The 19506-nt window shown below is 59.2% G+C and carries 17 protein-coding genes and 1 tRNA gene; 10 read left to right on the forward strand and 8 right to left on the reverse strand.

The genetic code is table 11. The annotated features are described in order from the left end of the window. Positions 1 to 3: 3 nt before the first annotated feature. The gene (locus KQ933_RS00635; protein ID WP_216756911.1) at positions 4 to 1506 is read right to left on the reverse strand and encodes a UxaA family hydrolase; all 1503 of its coding nucleotides are present in this window, start codon (positions 1504 to 1506) and stop codon (positions 4 to 6) included. 249 nt (positions 1507 to 1755) lie between these two features. On the opposite strand from KQ933_RS00635, the gene KQ933_RS00640 reads away from it, so the two are divergent. Continuing rightward, a complete protein-coding gene (locus KQ933_RS00640; protein WP_216756912.1) occupies positions 1756 to 2655 on the forward strand; it encodes a GntR family transcriptional regulator in 900 nt (299 codons plus the stop codon). A gap of 64 nt (positions 2656 to 2719) precedes the next feature. Here the strand turns inward: KQ933_RS00640 and KQ933_RS00645 are convergent, their stop codons facing one another. Further along, positions 2720 to 4213: an MDR family MFS transporter gene (locus KQ933_RS00645; RefSeq protein WP_216756913.1), complete on the reverse strand. Its 1494-nt coding sequence runs from the start codon at positions 4211 to 4213 to the stop codon at positions 2720 to 2722. A gap of 349 nt (positions 4214 to 4562) precedes the next feature. On the opposite strand from KQ933_RS00645, the gene KQ933_RS00650 reads away from it, so the two are divergent. The 3 genes from KQ933_RS00650 (at position 4563) to KQ933_RS00660 (ending at position 7011) form a co-directional block, all read left to right on the forward strand. Then, a complete protein-coding gene (locus KQ933_RS00650) occupies positions 4563 to 5405 on the forward strand; it encodes a glycosyl transferase (protein ID WP_216756914.1) in 843 nt (280 codons plus the stop codon). 78 nt (positions 5406 to 5483) lie between these two features. Further along, complete coding sequence (locus tag KQ933_RS00655; protein ID WP_216756915.1) at positions 5484 to 5987, forward strand: hypothetical protein; 504 nt, start codon at positions 5484 to 5486, stop codon at positions 5985 to 5987. 310 nt (positions 5988 to 6297) lie between these two features. Further along, positions 6298 to 7011, forward strand: coding sequence for a hypothetical protein (locus KQ933_RS00660; protein ID WP_216756916.1), 714 nt, complete (start codon positions 6298 to 6300; stop codon positions 7009 to 7011). A 75-nt stretch (positions 7012 to 7086) separates the two neighbouring features. Here KQ933_RS00660 and KQ933_RS00665 read toward each other — a convergent pair whose 3' ends face one another. Continuing rightward, the gene (locus KQ933_RS00665) at positions 7087 to 7350 is read right to left on the reverse strand and encodes a hypothetical protein (RefSeq protein ID WP_216756917.1); all 264 of its coding nucleotides are present in this window, start codon (positions 7348 to 7350) and stop codon (positions 7087 to 7089) included. 65 nt (positions 7351 to 7415) lie between these two features. Here KQ933_RS00665 and KQ933_RS00670 point away from each other — a divergent pair, with 65 nt between their 5' ends. From KQ933_RS00670 to KQ933_RS00680, 3 genes are all read left to right on the forward strand, one after another. After that, on the forward strand, positions 7416 to 7649 hold the full coding sequence (locus KQ933_RS00670; protein ID WP_216756918.1) for an AlpA family transcriptional regulator: 234 nt from the start codon (positions 7416 to 7418) through the stop codon (positions 7647 to 7649). Between the two features lie 32 nt (positions 7650 to 7681). Next, positions 7682 to 10174, forward strand: coding sequence for a VapE domain-containing protein (locus KQ933_RS00675; RefSeq protein ID WP_216756919.1), 2493 nt, complete (start codon positions 7682 to 7684; stop codon positions 10172 to 10174). A 471-nt stretch (positions 10175 to 10645) separates the two neighbouring features. Then, on the forward strand, positions 10646 to 11449 hold the full coding sequence (locus tag KQ933_RS00680; protein WP_216756920.1) for a hypothetical protein: 804 nt from the start codon (positions 10646 to 10648) through the stop codon (positions 11447 to 11449). A 36-nt stretch (positions 11450 to 11485) separates the two neighbouring features. Here the strand turns inward: KQ933_RS00680 and KQ933_RS00685 are convergent, their stop codons facing one another. The 4 genes from KQ933_RS00685 to KQ933_RS00700 form a co-directional block, all read right to left on the reverse strand. Beyond that, complete coding sequence (locus KQ933_RS00685; protein ID WP_216756921.1) at positions 11486 to 12082, reverse strand: hypothetical protein; 597 nt, start codon at positions 12080 to 12082, stop codon at positions 11486 to 11488. Next, positions 12079 to 12744: a DUF4393 domain-containing protein gene (locus KQ933_RS00690; RefSeq protein WP_216756922.1), complete on the reverse strand. Its 666-nt coding sequence runs from the start codon at positions 12742 to 12744 to the stop codon at positions 12079 to 12081. Before KQ933_RS00690 ends, KQ933_RS00685 begins: the two co-directional genes overlap by 4 nt. A 330-nt stretch (positions 12745 to 13074) precedes the next feature. Continuing rightward, positions 13075 to 13150, reverse strand: a tRNA-Thr gene (locus KQ933_RS00695). Positions 13151 to 13274: 124 nt separating this feature from the next. Further along, a complete protein-coding gene (locus KQ933_RS00700) occupies positions 13275 to 14234 on the reverse strand; it encodes a nitronate monooxygenase family protein (RefSeq protein WP_216756923.1) in 960 nt (319 codons plus the stop codon). 378 nt (positions 14235 to 14612) lie between these two features. On the opposite strand from KQ933_RS00700, the gene KQ933_RS00705 reads away from it, so the two are divergent. After that, positions 14613 to 15863 (forward strand): hypothetical protein, encoded by a 1251-nt coding sequence (locus KQ933_RS00705; protein WP_216756924.1) that lies wholly within the window; start codon positions 14613 to 14615, stop codon positions 15861 to 15863. Positions 15864 to 15901: 38 nt separating this feature from the next. On the opposite strand, the gene ppk2 is transcribed toward KQ933_RS00705, so the two are convergent. Next, the gene (gene ppk2, locus KQ933_RS00710) at positions 15902 to 16783 is read right to left on the reverse strand and encodes a polyphosphate kinase 2 (protein WP_216756925.1); all 882 of its coding nucleotides are present in this window, start codon (positions 16781 to 16783) and stop codon (positions 15902 to 15904) included. A 245-nt stretch (positions 16784 to 17028) separates the two neighbouring features. On the opposite strand from ppk2, the gene phoR reads away from it, so the two are divergent. Both phoR and KQ933_RS00720 read left to right on the forward strand, forming a co-directional pair. After that, a complete protein-coding gene (gene phoR / locus KQ933_RS00715) occupies positions 17029 to 18252 on the forward strand; it encodes a phosphate regulon sensor histidine kinase PhoR (protein ID WP_216756926.1) in 1224 nt (407 codons plus the stop codon). Between the two features lie 198 nt (positions 18253 to 18450). Continuing rightward, complete coding sequence (locus KQ933_RS00720) at positions 18451 to 19485, forward strand: substrate-binding domain-containing protein (RefSeq protein ID WP_216756927.1); 1035 nt, start codon at positions 18451 to 18453, stop codon at positions 19483 to 19485. Positions 19486 to 19506: the final 21 nt, after the last annotated feature.

Consider the following 19506-nt stretch of genomic DNA (forward strand, 5'->3'; position numbering starts at 1 on the left):
TATTTAGAGCGTGGCGCCGAGATGCCACGGGACGAATTCGTTGTCGCCGTAGCCGAAAATCTCACTTTTCGTCTTCTTGCCCGAGGCCGTATCGACGATCAGGTCGAAGATCTCGCGACCCTTGCCGCTGATCGTCGCGTCACCCGTAACGATCGTGCCGCAATCGATGTCCATATCCTCTTCCATCGAGGTATAAAGCGCCGAATTGCTGGCGAGCTTCAGCGAGGGTGCGGGGCGACAGCCGAAGCAGCTTCCGCGGCCGGTCGTGAACGCAATCATGTTCGCGCCGCCGGCAACCTGGCCGGTGGCTGAAACCGGGTCATAGCCGGGCGTATCCATGAAGACGAGGCCGGGGGCCGTAACGCGCTCGGCATAACCATAGACGGCGGTCAGCGGCGAGCGGCCGCCCTTGGCGACGGCGCCGAGCGACTTTTCGAGAATGGTCGTCAGCCCGCCGCGCTTGTTGCCCGGAGACGGATTGTTGTCGAGCGAAGCGCCATGCAGGGCGACATAGTCTTCCCACCAGGCGATCTTCTCATCGAGCTTCTTGGCGACCTCTTCGCTGACCGCGCGGCTGCGCAGCAGATGCTCCGCACCATAGATCTCGGAGGTTTCCGAAAGGATTGCCGTGCCGCCGGCAGCCGCCAAGAGGTCGGCCGCGACACCGAGCGCCGGATTGGCGGTAATGCCCGAAAAACCGTCGGAGCCGCCGCACTGCAGCCCGATGATGATCTCGCTGACGGACATCGGCACGCGCTTTTCGCGGCCGACATCGGCGGCGATTTCGCGCAGCACGCCCATGGCGCGCTCGACCGCGCGGCGCGAACCACCCGCGTCCTGGATGTTGAAATGCCGCTTGGAGGCACCCGCGCCACTCTGGCCGTAAAGGGTGAGCTGATTGACCTCGCAGCCGAGGCCGATCATCAGCACGCCGCCGAAATTCACATGGCGCGTATAGCCGGCAAGTGTGCGGTGCAGCACGTTCATGCCGTCGCCGGTCGAGCTCATGCCGCAGCCCTGGTCGTGAACGATCGGCACGAAGCCATCGATCCCGTCATAATGCGGCAGAATGGTGCGGTTGGCCTCGTCGGCAATCGCCCGACAGACCGTGGTGGAACAGTTCACGCTGGCGATGATGCCGATATAGTTGCGCGTCGCCGCCCGCCCGTCGGCACGGCGATAACCCATGAAGGTCCGCGCCCTGTCTTCAGCGCTCGCTTCTTCTGGCGCCGAGTTGGCGGTTGCAGCAAGGCGGTCGTTTTCGAAATGCAGATTATGGCTGTGAACATGGTCGCCGGCTTTCACATCTGCCGTGGTGCGGCCGATCGCCTGGCCGTATTTTACGACCGGCATGCCCTGCGGAATATCGGTAAGGGCGATCTTGTGGCCGGGGTCGATCTTCTGCCGTGTCGTGACGCCGGCAACATCAGATCCTTCAGCAATCGGAGCCGTCGCGACCGCGACATTGTCTCCGGCCGACAGGATGATCCAATTCTGTCTGTCCAATTTCATCTCCCTGACGAAACGTTCGCTTCTGCGCCCGTTACATCGACGAATGCGCATTGATTTTGTTTTTTATCTACAATAAACATTTTCAAGTCAACGGGAATATTGATCCTGTGGACGAGGGAGGCAAACGGCCGCAGGCGACCGAAAAACAAGATAAAGGTCGCCTGAAGAGGCTCCTGGTCCGGCTGTACCCGTTGTTGGCAGCGGGGATCATCGCCGTATCGCTTGGGCGGAAAGCAGGGTCTGATGGCAAGGCAGAATACGGTCTTCAAGGAAGCCTATAATCGATATGCGGCAGCGTTGCGCACCGATACCGCGCTGCCCTCCGAGCCGGAGATTGCCGCCCAGCTCGGCGTCAGCCGCAGCACGGCACGCGCCATCCTGACCCGCCTCAGCGATGAGGGCATCATCCGCTGGAACAAGCGCCAGAAGATCGTGTTGCGCCAGCCTGTTGACCGCGACTTTTTTCCCACGGAAGAGACCGATTCACTGCACGACATCATCGAGCGCAGCTTCATGCAGCGCATTCTTTCGGATGAAGCAGCCCCCGGCATGCAGATCAACGAGCTGGAGCTTGCCCGCGAGATCGGCACGGGCACGACGAGCGTGCGCGAATTCCTGATCCGCTTCTCGCGCTTCGGGCTGATCGAAAAGCGGCCGAACAGCCATTGGACGCTGAAGGGCTTTACCCGCGAATTCGCGCTGGAACTTGCCGATGTGCGCGAAATGTTCGAGCTGCATTCGGCTGCCGAATTCGGCAGGCTGCCTGCCGAGCATCAGGCATGGGCCGATCTTGCTGTTATCAAGGAAGATCACCTCTCCATGCTTTCCGATATCAACAACCGCTTCAAGGAATTCTCTGTCCTCGACGAGCGCTTTCACCTTTTGATCCACCGCGCCTCGAAGAACCGCTTCATCGCCGACTTCTACGACGCGATCGCCATCATCTTCCACTATCACTATCAGTGGAACAAGACGGCCGCCCGCCAACGCAACGAGCGCGCGATTCACGAACATCTCGATTATATCGCAGCGCTCGAAGCCCACGATCAGGCAAGGATCGAGGCGGCCTGCCGCATCCACCTTCGCTCGGCCCGCCAGACGCTGCTGCAGTCCATTCCGCAGGCGGCTACGGAAAGTGTCTGAATTATCGTCATGAAGGGCGGATGAGGGGACCACATCCACCGATCCCAACCGATCAGCATTATCTCTAATGCGAGGCGGCTTCGCTCGCCGCACCTCCCGCACCTTTGCTCTTCACCCCGCGGCCGATCGGAATGAGCCAGGTGGTCGCAAAGGTCAGCACCGCTACCACGACGACGCCCCAGAAGCTCCAGTGGAGCGCCGCATCGAAAATGCCGCGCACCGTCGCATCGCCGGCGAGCTCCGAAAGGCCGGTCGGCTCGTTCAGGACATGATGCAGGCGGTTTGCCACATCCCCCGTCGCATAGTGACTGATCCCGGCGTTGAGGATGGCGCCGAGCACGGTGGCGCCGAGCGTATTGCCGAGGCTGCGGGCAAAGATGATCGAGGCCGTCGCACTGCCGCGCATCGACCATTCCACGCTGTCCTGCACCAGCGCGATGCTGGTGAGATTGATGAGCCCCATGCCGAAGCCCATGAAGAAGGAACCGGCGCCGGCGACGGCCGGATGGCTGTCCGGCGACAGGAACAAGAGGAAGAAAGCGCCGAAGGGGAACATGAAGCTGCCGACCCGCAGCGTATTGCGGATACCGAATGCCCTGAAGAAGCGGCTGGACAGCATCACCGACAGCGGCCAACCGACCACGAGCATGGTCAGCGTGAAGCCGGCCACGATGGGCGAGCGGCCGAGCACGCCCTGCACATACATCGGCAGGATCGTCGAAAGGCCGATCAGCGCCATGCCGGCAAGCAGCATGCAGGCGTTGCTGGTGGCGACAAGCCGCCGGCTCCAGAGCGCGATGGAAATGATAGGCTCCGGCGTGCGCCTTTCCTGCAGCACGAAAAGAATGCCGGTCACGACGAAGACGATCGCCAGCGCGATGAGGATCCAGGCCGGCGCATTCGTTTCCGTCAGGATCGTCAGGAGCGCGATGATGGAAATCGAAAACAGGATGGCGCCGAGATAGTCGATCCTGGCATTTTTGTGCGCCAAGTCCTCTTTCAGGAAGAGCAGGAAGGCGATGATCGAGAAGATGCCGATCGGCAGATTGATCCAGAAGATCCAGGCCCATGAGATGGTGTCGACGATGATACCGCCGGCAAGCGGCCCAACGACCGCCGAGGTCGCCCAGACGGTCGCCATCACGCCCTGCACCTTGCCGCGTTCCTCCAGCTTGAACAGGTCGCCGATGATGGTCATCGTCACCGGCTGGATCGCGCCGGCCCCCAGGCCCTGCACCAGACGGAACACGATGAGCGAGGCCATCGACCAGGCAAGCCCGCAGAAGAGTGAACCGACGAGGAAAACCAGGATGCCGCCGATCAGCACCGGCTTGCGGCCGAAAATATCCGAGAGCTTGCCGTAGATGACCGTGGTCGTCGACTGCGCCAGCAGGAAGGCGGAAAAGACCCAGCTGTAATAGGTGAAGCCGCCGAGCTGGCCGACGATCCGCGGCATGGCGGTCGCAACGATCGTGGCCTCGATCGCCACCATGAAGGTCGCGAGCATGATCGTCGCAACGACGAGCGTGCGGTTGGATTGCGTCGATGGTGCGGACATGATGAACCTTTCGGAGCTTTCTCCGTGGCGAGAAAACTGCTCTCGGCTGGCAGGGCAGCTGCAACGCGTGATGTCGGCAGTTCTTTTATGCTCCTGCTGATAGCAGGTAAAGCGCAGGTGACAGGCTTTCTTTTGTGTCGAGGCTTAAACTGCTTCCGGCCCTGGCGAATTTAAAATACAAGGAGGAAAAGAGATCTGACAGGCTGCGATCCGGCAGTTTGCCGGGGCTCTCGGATGTCAGGATTGCATTTCCGCCAGGTTATTCCCAACTGAAGATCTGATGCAGGCCTGTGAACCGCTCCATCGCGGGTGCGAAGGGTTCCGGATCCGGGCACGGAAATGGCGAGATATGATGGCGCATGTTTTGGCTGCGAGCGGAGGCGTTAAACAGGTAATCTGCATCAATTGGGGTACGAGATACGGGCCGACTTTCATCAACCGGCTCTATGCGATGGTGGCACGCAACATCACGCCGCCCTTTACCTTCACATGCTTCACCGACTGCCGGGACGATCTCCACCCCGGCATCCTGTGTGAGGATCTGCCGCCTCTGGATGTCGAAATGCCCGTCAATACGAGGGGCATCTGGCCGAAGGCGAGGCTTTGGGGACCGAAGCTCGGAAGCCTGAGCGGGCCGGTCCTCTATCTGGACCTCGATCTTGTTATCGTCGCCTCCCTCGATGACTTTTTCGAAGTCGGAGGCCCTGACGACGTCGTCATGGCCCGCAACCAGACGACGCCTTTCGAAAGGCTCGGCCAGAGCTCGCTCTTTCGCTTTCCGGTCGGCAAGCTCCTGCCGCTGCAGGAAAAGTTCAGGGCCGATCCGCAGAAAGTGGCCGATGAGTATCAGTACGAGCAGCGTTTCGTCACCCGCAATGCGCCCGGCGGCGTGAAATTCTTCCGACGAAACTGGGTTCTGCATTTCCGGCAGGACTGCCACTGGGCCTTTCCGCTGAACTATTTTCTCGCCCCCCGCCTGCCGTCCAGCGCCCGCGTGGTCCTCTTCCCGCGCGGCTTCCACCCGCAGAACGCCATCGACGGGAAATTCGGCCCGAAAGGCCGCGCCGAAACGAGGCTCGCTCATATCAAGGGCGTCTTCGATGCCAGCAAACGCAACGGCAAGGCGCCCTTCCGCTACCTGCGCCACTATATATTGCCGACACCCTGGGTGGCCGACCATTGGCATGAGTAGGAACGTTAATTTCGGATCGCAGCGGAACAATTTCCCGCCTTGAATGTTGTCGGCTGAGGAAAACTCCTGGGTGCTACCATGCGTCCTCTTCTATGCGCAGCATTGCTCTCGCTCACCGGTCTCGCCGCCGGCGCAAACGCTTCCGAGGCGGATTTTCTCAATTCGCTGGAGGGTGACTGGCGCGGAAGCGGCATGGTCCTGGCCAAGATCGGCGGCATGAAGGTCAACGTGTCCTGCAATCTGAAATCCGACGCGAGCGCCACGACAGTTGCGATGAACGGCAATTGTCGCGGTCTCGCCGTCCTTACAAGAAGCTTCTCGGCAAATGTGAAGGCGGCCGGTCAACGCTACACCGGCAACTACACGGGACCATCGGGCCAGCCTTCCAGGCTTGTCGGCAGCAGGAAAGGCGACGCTCTCAACTTCAATGTCACCTGGGCGCGCGTCACCAATGGCGACAGAAGCGCCATCATGATGATCGAAAAGGTGGGCCAGAACGGGCTTCGCCTGCAGACCGTCGATCGCGACCTTGCCTCGGGCCGGTCGGTAGTGACGAGCCGCATCGATCTGCAGCGGCAGTGACTGCCGAGATCGCCACCGCGAACGGACGTCTCGGGAGGCGGTTAGCGATGCCGCTACGGCATCCCCTCCACTTCAGCCCCGTGAACGTGTTCGAGGAATGATCGCAGGACGTGCTTGGTGCTTCAACTTTATCCTGTGCTCGCAAACGTCGCATTCAGGATTTAGCACGCGGAATAAGCGATTTGTTAACGCGCAAAATTCAAAGTTGTGACAACTAATGTCTCGTATCTAGGTTGCTCAGGCATGATGCCCCAAGCTCTTCCGTGCCGCGAATTCCGATGGAGGAAGTTCCGGTACCAGAGGAACGAAAATGACCGCGATCTCTTCAGGCAACAATGCGGCACTGCTCATCCTGCAGCAGACGAACGCATCGTTGCTTCCCAACAAACAGCAAGCCGGGAAATCGGCTGCCGACACTATCGCAGCCATCGCTAACGGCGTTTCCAGTCAAACGAGCGCCGTAAAGACCCAGGCCTCATCGACAATCAACAGCGCGTTGCTCGACGTCAAGGAGAGCAACGACGGGATTGTCTCGAGCGCGCTCGATTTCCTGGATTCGGGCAACTTCAAAACCAGCGATGCCGGTGTTACCGACGTCATCAAGAAGCTCATCAATGACGATGGGGACAAATTTGCCTCGCTCGTTAAAGCCGAAAAGGCGAAGAATCCCAGCATCAGCGATGACAATGCGATCGCCAATGCCATTCAGCGCCTGATCCGGGACAACAGATCCAAGTTCGGTGACGGCGAATTCGTGATCGGCTTCAAACTTGGAAACGGTGGCAAGATCATCTCGAACATCGAAGACAAGAATGGAAACAGCACCAGCAAGACCCTTATGGCTGGATTTCAGGCGGCCCATTCCTCGGTGATCGAGGCGGCGAAGATCATCAGCAGTTCGGATGGTAGCAATACGGATGAGTTGAAAACGGCATCCGCAATGCTGACCAACAGCAATTTTGGCGAAGCCTTGAACGACGTGGCGGCTTGGAACGACAAGTGGCTGAATGCGTTCGGCTTTTGAGGCCGATTATAATCCTGATATCTGTAAAGAGGCCCAGATCCAACATCGATCTGGGCCGATTTCGTTCAGAGCCGCTTATGCAAAAAGCAGATCGGAGCCATCGATCGCGGACGGAGAGACGCCGTTCAGGAGCGCGTAGGTATAGTGTGCGCTTCCATCGTCGAACTCCAGGAGTGCCGAACCGCCGGAGTTGTAGAGATTCACCAGCGTGACGGACGAGCCAACGACGATTTTGTCGATACCGTCGGCCCCGCATTGCCGTCGGCGCTGATGAGCCGCATCGACCTGCAGCGGCAGTGAAGGCCGCCTGGGCTCGGCCTGTATCGCGTTGAAATACATCGCGTTTATTATCAACAACTGTCGTCGCGCATTCTACCTCTGATCGGAAGCTTAGAGGAATGAGCATGACTGGCAAGACAATCCCCTACACACTTTTAAGTACGAGCGACGTTCAGAAGATTGCGCCGGTTTCGAACGTGACGCTCTGGCGCTGGGTGCGGGACGGCAGGTTTCCCGCTCCCATACGGGTGGCGAAAAACAATTTCTGGCGGTCCGACGAAGTTGGCGCCTGGATGGATGAAATGTCCTTGAGGCGCGCTGCGTCAAATCCGAAAGCCCCTTCTCAGGAACGCGAATAGGCGTCGGCCTCCCCAGTTTCATCGGAAAATCCATGGATAGAATCTCGCAATACGCGCCGTCGCCGGCGGCGGGCGTCTCAGGCTGCGTCGAACGGCTGCGCCGCGACGTGTCCCTGTCTTCGACAGCGGCGCAATACGGCTGCAGGCTCACCCGCAACGGGCAGGAGTTTTCCGCCTGCTGCCCCTTCCACACCGAAGACACCCCGTCATTCACGATCTTTGCCGGTCAGGATGGCGTCGAGCGCTTCCATTGCTTCGGCTGCGGCAGGAAAGGCGATGTCCTCGACTTCGTACAGGAGGTCAGGGGCGTCGATCTTGCCGAAGCGATCCGCATTCTCGGCGGCCGCGACGACATCAAGCCAAACGTCCCTCCGCGCCAGATCCAGGCGCGCAACATCTATGAGGGGATAGTGCCTGTTCCGCCGCCGGCTGACTTGCTCACGCCCGGTGTGCGCATCACGCTCTATAATCCGAAACGCGGGGGGACGCCCTCGCAGTGGGGCACCTTCGCCCCATCGATGGTGTTTCCCTATCGACATGCCGACGGCTCCCTTCTCGGCTATGTCCTGCGCCGCGATCTGCCTGATGGCGGCAAGGAGACGCCGATGGTCATGTTCGTTCGCCTCCCCGATGGCAAGGAGACCTGGTCGCGTTTCCCCTTCCCGAAGCCGCGGCCGCTCTACGGCCTCGAAACGATCGGTGACCGGAGCCAAATGGTGATCGTCGAAGGCGAGAAGTGCCGCGATCGGCTCAGCCAGGCGAGCGGGCAAACCGTCGTCTCCTGGCCGGGCGGAACCCAGGGCGTAAAACACACGGACTGGTCGCCGCTCTCGGGTCGGCACGTGCTGATCTGGCCGGATTTCGACGGCCCGGGCCTGACGGCTGCCGATGATATCGCCGCCCGCCTGACCGCCATCGGCGCGCATGTCCAGTGCGTCGGCTTCACGGATGCGGCGCACGCTTCCGATATCGAGCGCTACCGTTTCGACGATTGGCGGGCCGGCCTTTTTCCATGCCGCGGCTGGGACAGCGCCGATGCCGTCGATGCCGGATGGACGCAAAGTCAGCTTGACGCTTTCATGGCTGCCACGCTTCGCGACTGGATACCGGAGCCCGTTGCCGAGATGCCAGTTGCCGAGATGGAAGAGGGGCGCGTCGTGCAGTTCAAGCGGACAGTTTCCGTGCAGGCCTTCATAAGCGCACGTCCCGCACCGGTCGCAGATGCGTTCACCCAAGACCCGGATGCGTTCGAAGACGATGAGCCGACGCCGGCGATCGCGCCTGCCGGGGAGGCACCCCGACGTTCCGGCCGCCTGATGGGCATCGCGCGCTTCGATATCGAACTCGAACAATGGCTGGTTGATCGCCAATGGTTCATCAAGCTCAACCTGCTTTCGGGCGAGTTGGAGATCCATCGCAACAGCGGCATCGTTGCCATGAGCGACGCACGGCTGGCGGAAATTCGCTTCGAGCTCGCCCGCGCGCAGGGCAGGGAGCCGTCCAAGGACAACATTTTCGATGCCCTGGCGCTGATCGGCGAGCGGCGGGCCTATCATCCGGTGCACGACTATCTCGCCCGTGTCAAATGGGATGGAAAGCCGCGCATCGACACCTGGCTCGTCGATTATTTCGGCGCCGAGGACACGCCCCTCAACCGCGCCTTCGGCCGCAAGATCCTCTGCGCCGCCGTTCGCCGCGTCAGGCATCCGGGCTGCAAATTCGATCACATGCTCGTCGTCGAAGGCCCCCAGGGCATCGGCAAATCCTCGGCCATCCTGGCGCTCTGCCATGACAGCGACTGGTTCACCGACCAGCTCGAAATCGGCGCCGACGCCAAAGTGACCATCGAAAAAACCGCCGGCCACTGGATCCTGGAAATGCCCGAACTCGACGGCTTGAGCCGCCGCGACACCAACCGCGTCAAATCCTTCATCCCCACGCAGAAAGATATCGCCAGGCTCTCCTATGGCCGCTTTCCGACCAGGCGCAAACGGCAATTCGTCCTCTTCGGCACTACGAACGAAAGCCGCTACCTGACCGACACCACCGGCAACCGCCGCTTCTGGATCGTCCGCGCCACGGCCGCTGATCCCTCCGGCATTGCGGCGGTGCGAGACCAGCTATGGGCGGAGGCTGCCGAGAGGGAGGCGGGTGAGGATATTTCTCTGCATGATCAGGCATTGCGGAAGGCAGCGGCCGGCGTTGCCCATGAATCCTCGGATTTCGGGCCGTGGCTGGAAATCCTTGGCGAGCGCATTCCGGAAGGCCCGCTGAAGATCAAGGCCACCGATGTCTGGAAGCTCGTCGGCTTCGATGGCCCGGAAACCATCAACAAGCTGACGAAGGCTCATCACGCCCATATGCGCGCGGCGATGACCGGCCTTGGGTTTGAGAAGAGGGACAACGGCCTTCGCTTTCGCGACGGCGAGAAAAAGGCCGCTTACCTTCGCGGCGATGCGGAGGAGGCGAAGGAATGGAGCCCTGACAGGCCTGAGCCGGCCTATAGTTACGGTTCGATTTTCTAACGGGCACCGTCACCCTGACAACCCGGCCACCGAGCCGGGTTTTTTATGTCCTGGGGTATGACGAACCCCCTCCACCGAACCCCGTCCGGGCCTGGAACCCCGTCCATCAACGGCAGATTCTGGACGGGGTTCATGGAGGTGGAGGGTGTATGGACGGGGTAACGCCAGCCGGTTTAGGCGGTTGATTTGAAAAGATTATCTTCTTCTGGATGGGGTGGATGGGGTTGTTTGCTGAAAGGTATCGGAAACGGGTTATGCCGGCTTGTAAACGGCGAAATACAGGGTGTTTCCGGCGACTCTTGGAAACTGCGTTTTAACCCCGTCCACCGCCTCCACGGATGAATGGCGCGGTTTTGATGATGCTACCGGATAGTACCAGCCTGCGGAGCGCAATAAGTAGCGCTGAAAATTTCTAGTATGCGTTCATCGGATGCTGTACGCGGTGGTTCTGATCAAGTTTCGGAGGATGCGATGACGATTGCCGTCGTATGGCTAGAGGATGATGGTTTGTGGTGTGTTTCTGACACGCGAATTAGCAGACGCGGCCAGGGTGGCGGAGTACAGATCGTCACCGATGCCGGAGCTAAAATTTACCCCTTGAACGTGGAATGTCGCTTACTAACCGTTGAGAGGGAGCTCTACTACGGCCGCCGCTACGGGATGGTTTTCGCTGGGATGACCGCGGTTGCGACCCAGACGTTCGCCACTCTCTCAGGTATGTGCCAAGCCCTTCAGGGGGCTTCGCGTCAAGATATTCCATCGCTGCGCGATGTAGCGACGCTTTTATCTAAACTGGTTGAGCTCTATGTGAGAGATTTTAGGGCTTCTACCACCTTGGCAGATCCCGGTGTTATCGAAATCCTCTTGTTCGGGATGTGTCCCGTTTCAAGAAGCTATGAGATTTGGAGAGTTTCAGATCAGATCGTTGAAGGTTCCCTGCATGTCGCTATCGATCAGCAGCCCGCGAGAACAGGCGATGTCGTCGCGATAGGAAGCCAAGTCTCACGGTTTCAAGAAATTCTCGCCGAGCTAAAACAGAAGACAGAAAACACTTTTCGCCTTCCCAAAATTGCTGTGGGACAAATGGCTGACGCAAGCCGAGGAGACGTAGGGGGAGCCGTTTCAATCGGAATTTGCAATCAATTTGGCTTCCAGACCTATTGGTCACTGGGGCTGACGCCTCATGGGCAAGGCGCTCGCCTAATGTTTGGCGTTGATCTCGATGACATTGGTTGGGTTGGCCCAGTAGTCATATCAGGAGGCGGGATGGCTTGAGGGGTTCAACACAACCTGAGTATGAAGGAGTTTGCGTTATCCAGTTTTATCGAAAGCATTGAAGAGCTCTCCAAGGAATGCGAGATCGACCAGCTTTCTAATCGCCGGAGCATTAGGATACTGGAAGTGTGATAGTCCCAAAGGCCCGTAGCCATTTCTCAAAACTTGCGGGTTGTTTGAAATGCGATCGATGAGGTGTGCTGTAGAAGGGAAGCAAAGATCAAGTTTGGCCGAGGAATAGCCGGTTTCGCCGTCTTTGAGGCCATATCGAAAGACGAAACCTCGGTGCGCCTTTTCCATCGCCAGTATGCACGATGCTTCCCCCGCGTCGATCTGCAAGCCCTCCGCGATAGCCCTCGCCAGGAGAATTCGAAGACTGTGCGAGCGGGATAACTTATCGTATTGCGTGCTTGTTATATTTCTCCGCAGAAAGTGCTTGAGAGATAACTCCATGGAGTGGCTGAGGAGATGGCAGATCGGGTCATTTAGCATAATCTCCCTCGGAGCGTTCTCCCAGGCAAGCCTTGCCGTGTGCCAGAACTGCACGGCGAGTATCATCTCGCGCCATGAGTTCTTGGAAGGCACGGAAGGAATTTCGATATTGCTATTTCCTGATGAGGCAAGGCCGCTCAATCGCCGTTACTCCATAGATCCCTAGTCGCCTCCCCCAGCCTCCGCAGCAGCCTCGTGGCGGTGTATTCCGCTTTGCCAACGGTAATGGTAAGGCGGCTGCCAACATTGCTCTTGGCAACGATGTATTGAACAGTGTCGTCGTCATAATCGAAAAGACCAATGACTTCCATTCTGTCGAGTGCCGACGTGAGTTCGCTTTCCGACGCTTCAAAATCGCTGCTCACAAGGTCACCGACTGCGCGGCTGAAGACGATTCTCAATATTGGCCAGTCTGATGGTTCCAGGCGTCTGATCACATCGATCAACAAACGATCTGGGTGGGGCATCTTCGGATTGATCGCATTTTTGATGTACTCCGCCCACACGTCCTGCAACATGTCATCGCTTTCGTCAGCAATTGCATCGTACACCTGCACTCCAATTCGAGGGTCGAGCTGACGGGTGTTCCCCGCAAAGCGGGCTCTTTTAATTGCCGCTTGAGTCTTTTCCACGACCCGCATCCGATTTCGCATACGATATCCCGCCATACTGTCTTCGAACGCACCGCCCAAATGACGAAATCCTCCACCGAACACCTGATCCAGCCAACCTCCAGCTTTTTCGGCTGTCTCTAGGGACTTTTGGCCTAGTTTCGCTAATTCCTCGATCGACCTATCAGTCATTGTTAATCCCTGTATGTATCGAACTCGACTCGACAATCATATTCATCCGATCATCGGTTTCAGCGCTCAGGAAGCGATTAGAAGTGCGAGAGCCAATGAGCTATATAACAACTCGGCCGCGATGACAGGCTGGAGAAAATCTGGCAGCTCGAAAGTCGTAATTTTCCTCTGCCTCCATGCAATAGCTGGTATAGAGGCGGCGATTTGAGTTGGGGTGCTGCAGTTCACAAACTCGTGAATCCGCCCATACTACGCACTCAGAGGTGGATAGGAAGCATTCAGAAATCGATTTTTCTAAAATAATTTCAGGACGGCATCAAAGAGAAAAAATGGTGCCGCTTACGTGACTCGAACACGTGACCCCATCATTACGAATGATGTGCTCTACCGACTGAGCTAAAGCGGCAATCCGGCGGGAGAAGCGTGTCGCCCGCGATTTGCATGGGGCTGATACAGGCATTGTCTGAAGATTTCAAGCACCCTCTTATGCCCCCGGGCAAAAAAGCTGAAGCCTGTGGAAAGGCTCCCCTTCAGAGGGAGAGCCGGGTGCGGGCGGCGTGATATTCCGCTTCCAGCCGGTCGACCAGCTTCGCGACCGGCTCCACGGCCTTGATCGCGCCGATGCCCTGGCCGCTGCCCCAGATGTCCTTCCAGGCCTTTGCGCCGCCGGTCGCCTGTTCGAAATCCATCTTCGAGGGGTCGGCGTCGGGCAGGTTGTCGGGGTCGAGGCCGGCGGCGCGGATAGAGGGTTTCAGGTAGTTGCCGTGTACGCCGGTAAAATAGTTGGAGTAGACGATATCGGCCGCCGCTCCCTCGACGATCGCCTGCTTGTAGGCTTCGGAGGCGCGGGCCTCCTCGGTCGCGATGAAGGGCGTGCCGATATAGGCCATGTCGGCGCCCATCGCCTGAGCCGCCAGAACGGCGCCGCCGGTCGCGATCGAGCCGGCGAGCAGCAGCGGGCCGTCGAACCAGGAGCGGATTTCCTGCACCAGCGCGAAGGGGGAAAGCGTGCCCGCATGTCCGCCCGCACCCGCCGCAACGGCGATCAGCCCGTCCGCGCCCTTGCGGATTGCCGAATTGGCATGGCGGTTGTTGATGATGTCGTGCAGCACGATGCCGCCATAAGAATGCACCGCGGCATTCACCTCGGGCACCGCGCCGAGCGAGGAAATAACGATCGGCACCTTGTATTTCACGCAGAGCATCAGATCGTGCTCCAGCCGCTTGTTCGACATATGGACGATCTGGTTGACCGCGAAGGGGGCTGCCGGCCGCTCCGGATGCCTGGCATTATACGCGGTAAGATCTTCCGTGATCATCGCCAGCCATTCGTCGAGCTGGCTTTCCGGCCGCGCGTTGAGCGCCGGAAAGGCGCCGATCACGCCGGCCTTGCATTGCGCCAGCGTCAGCGCCGGGTGCGAGATGATGAAAAGCGGCGAGCCGATAACGGGCAGTCTCAGATTATCCTTGAGGATCGGGGGCAGGGCCATGCTTTCACCGTTTTTTGACGTTTACGAAAACGTCAATTTAATATCAGAGCCGGCGCCCGAGGAAAAGATCAAGAGGGGAACGCGCGCTCTTTTCCGTAAACCTGTCCAGTTTCGGACTATCTAGAGCAATCCAGCAAAAGTGTGCAGCGGTTTTGCGTCTGGAATTGCGTAAAAACAAGCAGATAGAGCACTTTCGTGTTTCGAAGAAAAACGAAAGTGCTCTAATGAGCTCTGGAGCATTGCGCGGCATCGCTTTTCCCCGCCGATGCGCTCTGGAAGGGGTGCAAGGCTTGCGGTTTGCCGCACTTGCCGCTACCCAATTTTGACAGGCATTTTATCTTTTGCGGTGGATGTCTCTGGAAACGTGAAGGACTTGACGTGAGCGGACTAGAAACGGCCATCAGAACTGCCCTCGATAGTTCCGACCGCGACAATGCGGAAGTCCGTGCACGCATCTATCAGTCTGCCCGTCAGGCGCTGGAAGCCGGTCTGCGCAAGCAGGATATCACTGATGCCGATGTCGTGGCCTATCATCGCCATCGTCTGGAAACCACGATCCATACGATCGAGAGCGAGGAGCGCGCCCGTCTGCATCCGCGTCAGGGGCCTCCGGAGGTTCCGGTCCCGCCCGTTGTCGAGATGCCCGAGCCAAGCCATCCCATAGAAGAGCCCGTGCATCACGTGGAAGAGCCCGCCTATCGTGCGCAGGTGCCCGTCCATCGCGAGCACGAGGATGACAGCCTGGCCGTTACGGGTGAAACGCGCGGCTACAAAGCCACTTCCAGGCGTACGGACGATGTGAGCCTGGATGATGTACACGCCAGCAGCGCCGATCAGCTGGGGGCGGCTCCCGAGGCAGAGATGCGGGCAGAGGCGCGCGCGACGCCGGACAGGCGCGGCGGCATGGATTTCCGCCCGGAGCGGGCCGCCGTCCGCCGCAAGCCGCGCAAGTTCTTCTCGCGCCTGCTCGTCTGGTGCGTGGCTCTCGCCTTCATCGGCACGGGTGCCTGGTGGGTCTATACATCAGGCCTTCTGATGACGGCGGCCGAGCGCGACACCAGCGTCGCCAATCCGCCCGCCAGCACCCAGCCGGAAGATTTCAACGGCGAGGAGAGTGCCGGCAACGGTGCTTCGCCGCATAGCGATGAACCGGTCACCATCGACCCGCAAAACAGCTTCTCGGCAGACTGGATCGAGATCTTCAAGCCCTCGGATGCCGACAAGATCCAGGCTGGTGCGCGTGCGCGCACGGAAAATGTCACCGAAACCGAAGGTCCGGCCGTCCGCCTGACCTCCGAGAGCGCCAACACGGATGGCAATGTCTCCATCAGCGTTCCCGCCAATGTCCTGCAGCAGCTCGCCGGCAAGTCCTCGACCATCGCGCTGACCCTGCAGTCCACCACGGACGAGCCCACGCAGATCACCGTCGAGTGCGATTTCCAGTCGCTCGGCAATTGCGCCCGCCATCGCTTCAACGTCACGCGTGAAAAATCGGACGCGCTGCTGCAGCTGCGCTTCGACCGGTCGCTGGCGCCGAATTCGCCCGGTCGGCTGATGATCAACAGCGATGTCGACGGCAAGGCCCGCGGCATCAATCTCTTTGCCGTGCGGATCCTGCCGGGCCAATAAGCGGCCCGGCTGTCTAGGCCCCGGTTATCTCGTGAGATTTATTTCAGAAACCCAGGACCCGAGCCGATGATCTTGTCATCAAGCGTGCCGATGGCATCCTTGTCCTTGCCGTCATAATCCATGGTCTTCAGCATGTGGCGGATGAGGTTGAGCCTCGCCCGGCGCTTGTCATTGGCGCGGATCACGGTCCAGGGTGCGAACTGCGTGTGGGTTTCCTTCAGCATGCGGTCGCGCTTCTCGCTGTAATCGCCCCATTTGGTCAATGCGGCTATATCCATCGAGGAGAGCTTCCAGACGGCGAGCGGATCGTGCCGCCGGTCGTGGAACCGCTTGATCTGCATTTCCCGGCCGATATCGAGATAGAATTTGAAGAAGAATATGCCTTCGTGGGCGATGATCTTTTCGAGCTGCGGCGCCTGGTGCAGAAAATCCTCATACTGTTTCGGCGTGCAGAAGCCCATGACCGGCTCCACGCCGGCACGGTTGTACCAGGAGCGGTCGAAGAGCACGAACTCGCCCGATGTCGGAAACTGCGCGATATAGCGCTGGAAATACCATTGGCCCTGTTCGCGCTCGGTCGGCTTGGAGAGCGCCACCACCCGGGCGAGGCGCGGGTTCATGTGAGCCGAGGACGCCTGGATCGAGCCGCCCTTGCCGGCCGCGTCGCGCCCTTCGAAGAGCGCCATCACCCGCTTGCCCGTCGCCTGCAGCCAGAACTGCACCTTCACGAGCTCGATCTGCAGCTTCCTGAGTTCCCTGAGATACTCGTCTTCCTCAAGCTTCTTCTTGTAGGGGTAGCCGCCGGATTCCAGCGCATGTTCATCCACCCAGTCGGGCAGGGCGGGGTCGTCAATATCGAAGACGTGCTTCTTGCCCCTGATATCCAGCTCTGAAGCTCTGCTTTCGACGTCTTTGGCCATCGTCCTCTCCCGCGCACAATGATTTCGTTTTTCGGCAGGCGAACATATTTATCATTGAAAATCAAATCCGCTGCGTAAGCAAAGCGCAATCCGGTGCCGCGCGGCTGCGGCTTTTCGCGCAAGTTTCTCAAACGGAAAACTTCTGTCATGAAAGCCGGCTATCAGGCAGAGTTTGAATATAAAGAAAACGAATCGATGCCGTGAGGGGCGCTTTGGAAGACGAAACGTCATGGACGAAAAGCCTGTTGGCACGCATCCGGCGCGAACGCCCGGTTTTGCTGGCAACGCTGCTGAGCGCGCTGGTGGCGCTTGCTGCGGGCATGAACAAATGGATCGTGCTCGCCCTGCTGCTCGTGATGGTCGTCACCGCGCTTTTCAAGGAGGCGCCGGTCATCAGGGCTGATGTCGTCGAGCCGGTCGAACCCGAGCCTGAAGTGCCTCAGAGCCGCCTGCCGGAGGTCTCCGCCACGCTGGCCGGTCTCGATATCCCGGTCATGGTGCTCTCGCAGGATGCCTCGGTGCTGTTCCAGAACCGCGCGGCCGAAAAGGCCTTCGGCGAGGTGACGCTCGGTTCCCATATATCGGCGAGGCTGCGTTCCCCCGGCGTCCTGGACATGGTGCGCGAAACCATCGCCACCAACGCGCCGAACCAGATCGAACATTCCGAGCGCCTGCCCTCCGAGCGTGTCTATATCGTTCGCAGCGCCCCGGTCGAATTCAAGGATGATGACGGCCGCGACGAGCGCTATTACATCCTCTCCTTCCGCGATATTTCCGAGGTGCGCCGTATCGACCGCATGCGCTCGGATTTCGTCGCCAATGCCAGCCATGAGCTGCGCACGCCGCTTGCCTCGCTGCGCGGCTTCATCGAAACCATCCAGGGTCCGGCAAAGAACGATCCCAAGGCGCAGGCGCGCTTCCTCGGCATCATGCTCGACCAGGCAACGCGCATGAGCAGACTGGTCGACGATCTCCTGTCGCTGTCAAGGCTTGAGCTGAAGTCGCATATCGCCCCCGATGAAAAGGTGGATTTGGTGCCGCTTCTCGGCCATGTCAGGGATTCGCTTGTGCCGCTCGCAAGGGATGTCGGCGTCTCGATCAACCTGCACCTGCCGGAGGGCCGGGTCGAGGTGCTGGGAGATCGTGACGAACTCGTCCAGGTCTTCGAGAACCTGATGGAGAACGCCTGCAAATACGGCCAGGAAGGCGAGGTTGTCGATGTCTGGCTGAAGAACGGGTCGGGCCAGCCGGTGGAGGTCAGTGTCGTCGACAGAGGCCCCGGCATTCCAGCCGAACATGTGCCGCGCCTGACGGAGCGTTTCTATCGCGTCAGCATCGAAGACAGCCGCTCGAAAAAGGGCACCGGCCTCGGGCTTGCCATCGTCAAGCATATTCTGACGCGCCATCGTGCACGGCTGATCGTAAAATCCGAAGTCGGCAAGGGAACGGAGTTTACCGTGCGTTTCTGACGCATTATGTCGCACACAATTTAATACCGCTATATTTTTACGTTTAATATCAATGATTTATACTGTCATAAATGTTTCACCGATCTGACATAAAAGGACGGTGCTTAAGGCGCTAAGAGAGTCCTGCCGATGAAAAAAGGCAATGCGAGGGCCTCTTCGAGGCCGCACTCACACAAGCCCAAATGCCGGGAGATTCAAATGAACACCTTTAAACTTACTGTTGCCGCGCTCGCTGCAACCGCCGCTTTTGCTGGCGTTGCTGTTGCCCGCGACCAGATTCAGGTTGCTGGTTCCTCCACCGTCCTGCCGTACGCAAAGATCGTCGCCGAGTCGTTCGGCGAAACCTTCACCAACTTCAAGACGCCGATCGTCGAATCAGGCGGCTCGAGCGCCGGCCTCAAGGAATTCTGCAAGGGCGTCGGCGAAAACACCATCGACATCGCTAACTCGTCCCGCGCCATCAAAAAAAGCGAGATCGAAGCCTGCCAGGCTGCCGGCGTAACCGACATCCAGGAAGTCAAGATCGGTTATGACGGCATCGTCTTCGCAACCGACGCGTCTAACCCCGATGTCGCTTACGTTCCGGCCGACATTTACAAGGCTGTGGCTGCCCAGGTCGTCGTTGACGGCAAGCTCGTCGCCAACCCCTACAAGAAGTGGTCGGAAGTGAACCCGAAGCTTCCGGCTGTTGATATCGCTGCCTACATCCCCGGCGAAAAGCACGGCACCCGCGAAGTCTTCGAGGAAAAGGTCTTGGCAGCTGGCTGCGAAGCATCGGGCGCCGCAGAAGTCATTAAAGCCGCCATCTCGGACAAGGCCGCTCAGGGCAAGGCCTGCATCGCAGTCCGCAAGGACGGCGCTGCAGTCGACATCGACGGCGACTACACCGAAACACTGTCTCGCATCGCCGCCAACAAGACCGCGGTCGGCGTATTCGGCCTCTCCTTCTATGAAAACAATGCTGACAAGCTCAAGGTCGCGACCATGAGCGGCATCGTTCCGTCGACGGAAACGATCGCCAACGGCACCTACCCGGTTTCCCGTCCGCTGTTCTTCTACGTCAAGAAGGCACATCTCGGCGCCGTTCCGGGCCTGAAGGAATATGTCAACTTCTTCGTATCCGACCAGATGATCGGCCCTGAGGGTCCGCTCGCCGAATACGGCCTTGTTGCCGCTCCGGATGCAGAGCGCGAAGCGATCCGTAAGGACGTAGAGGCTGGCAAGACCATGTAATGACTTTGCCGGCGCGACGCT

This window comes from Rhizobium sp. WYJ-E13 (assembly GCF_018987265.1).
GTDB lineage: Bacteria > Pseudomonadota > Alphaproteobacteria > Rhizobiales > Rhizobiaceae > Rhizobium.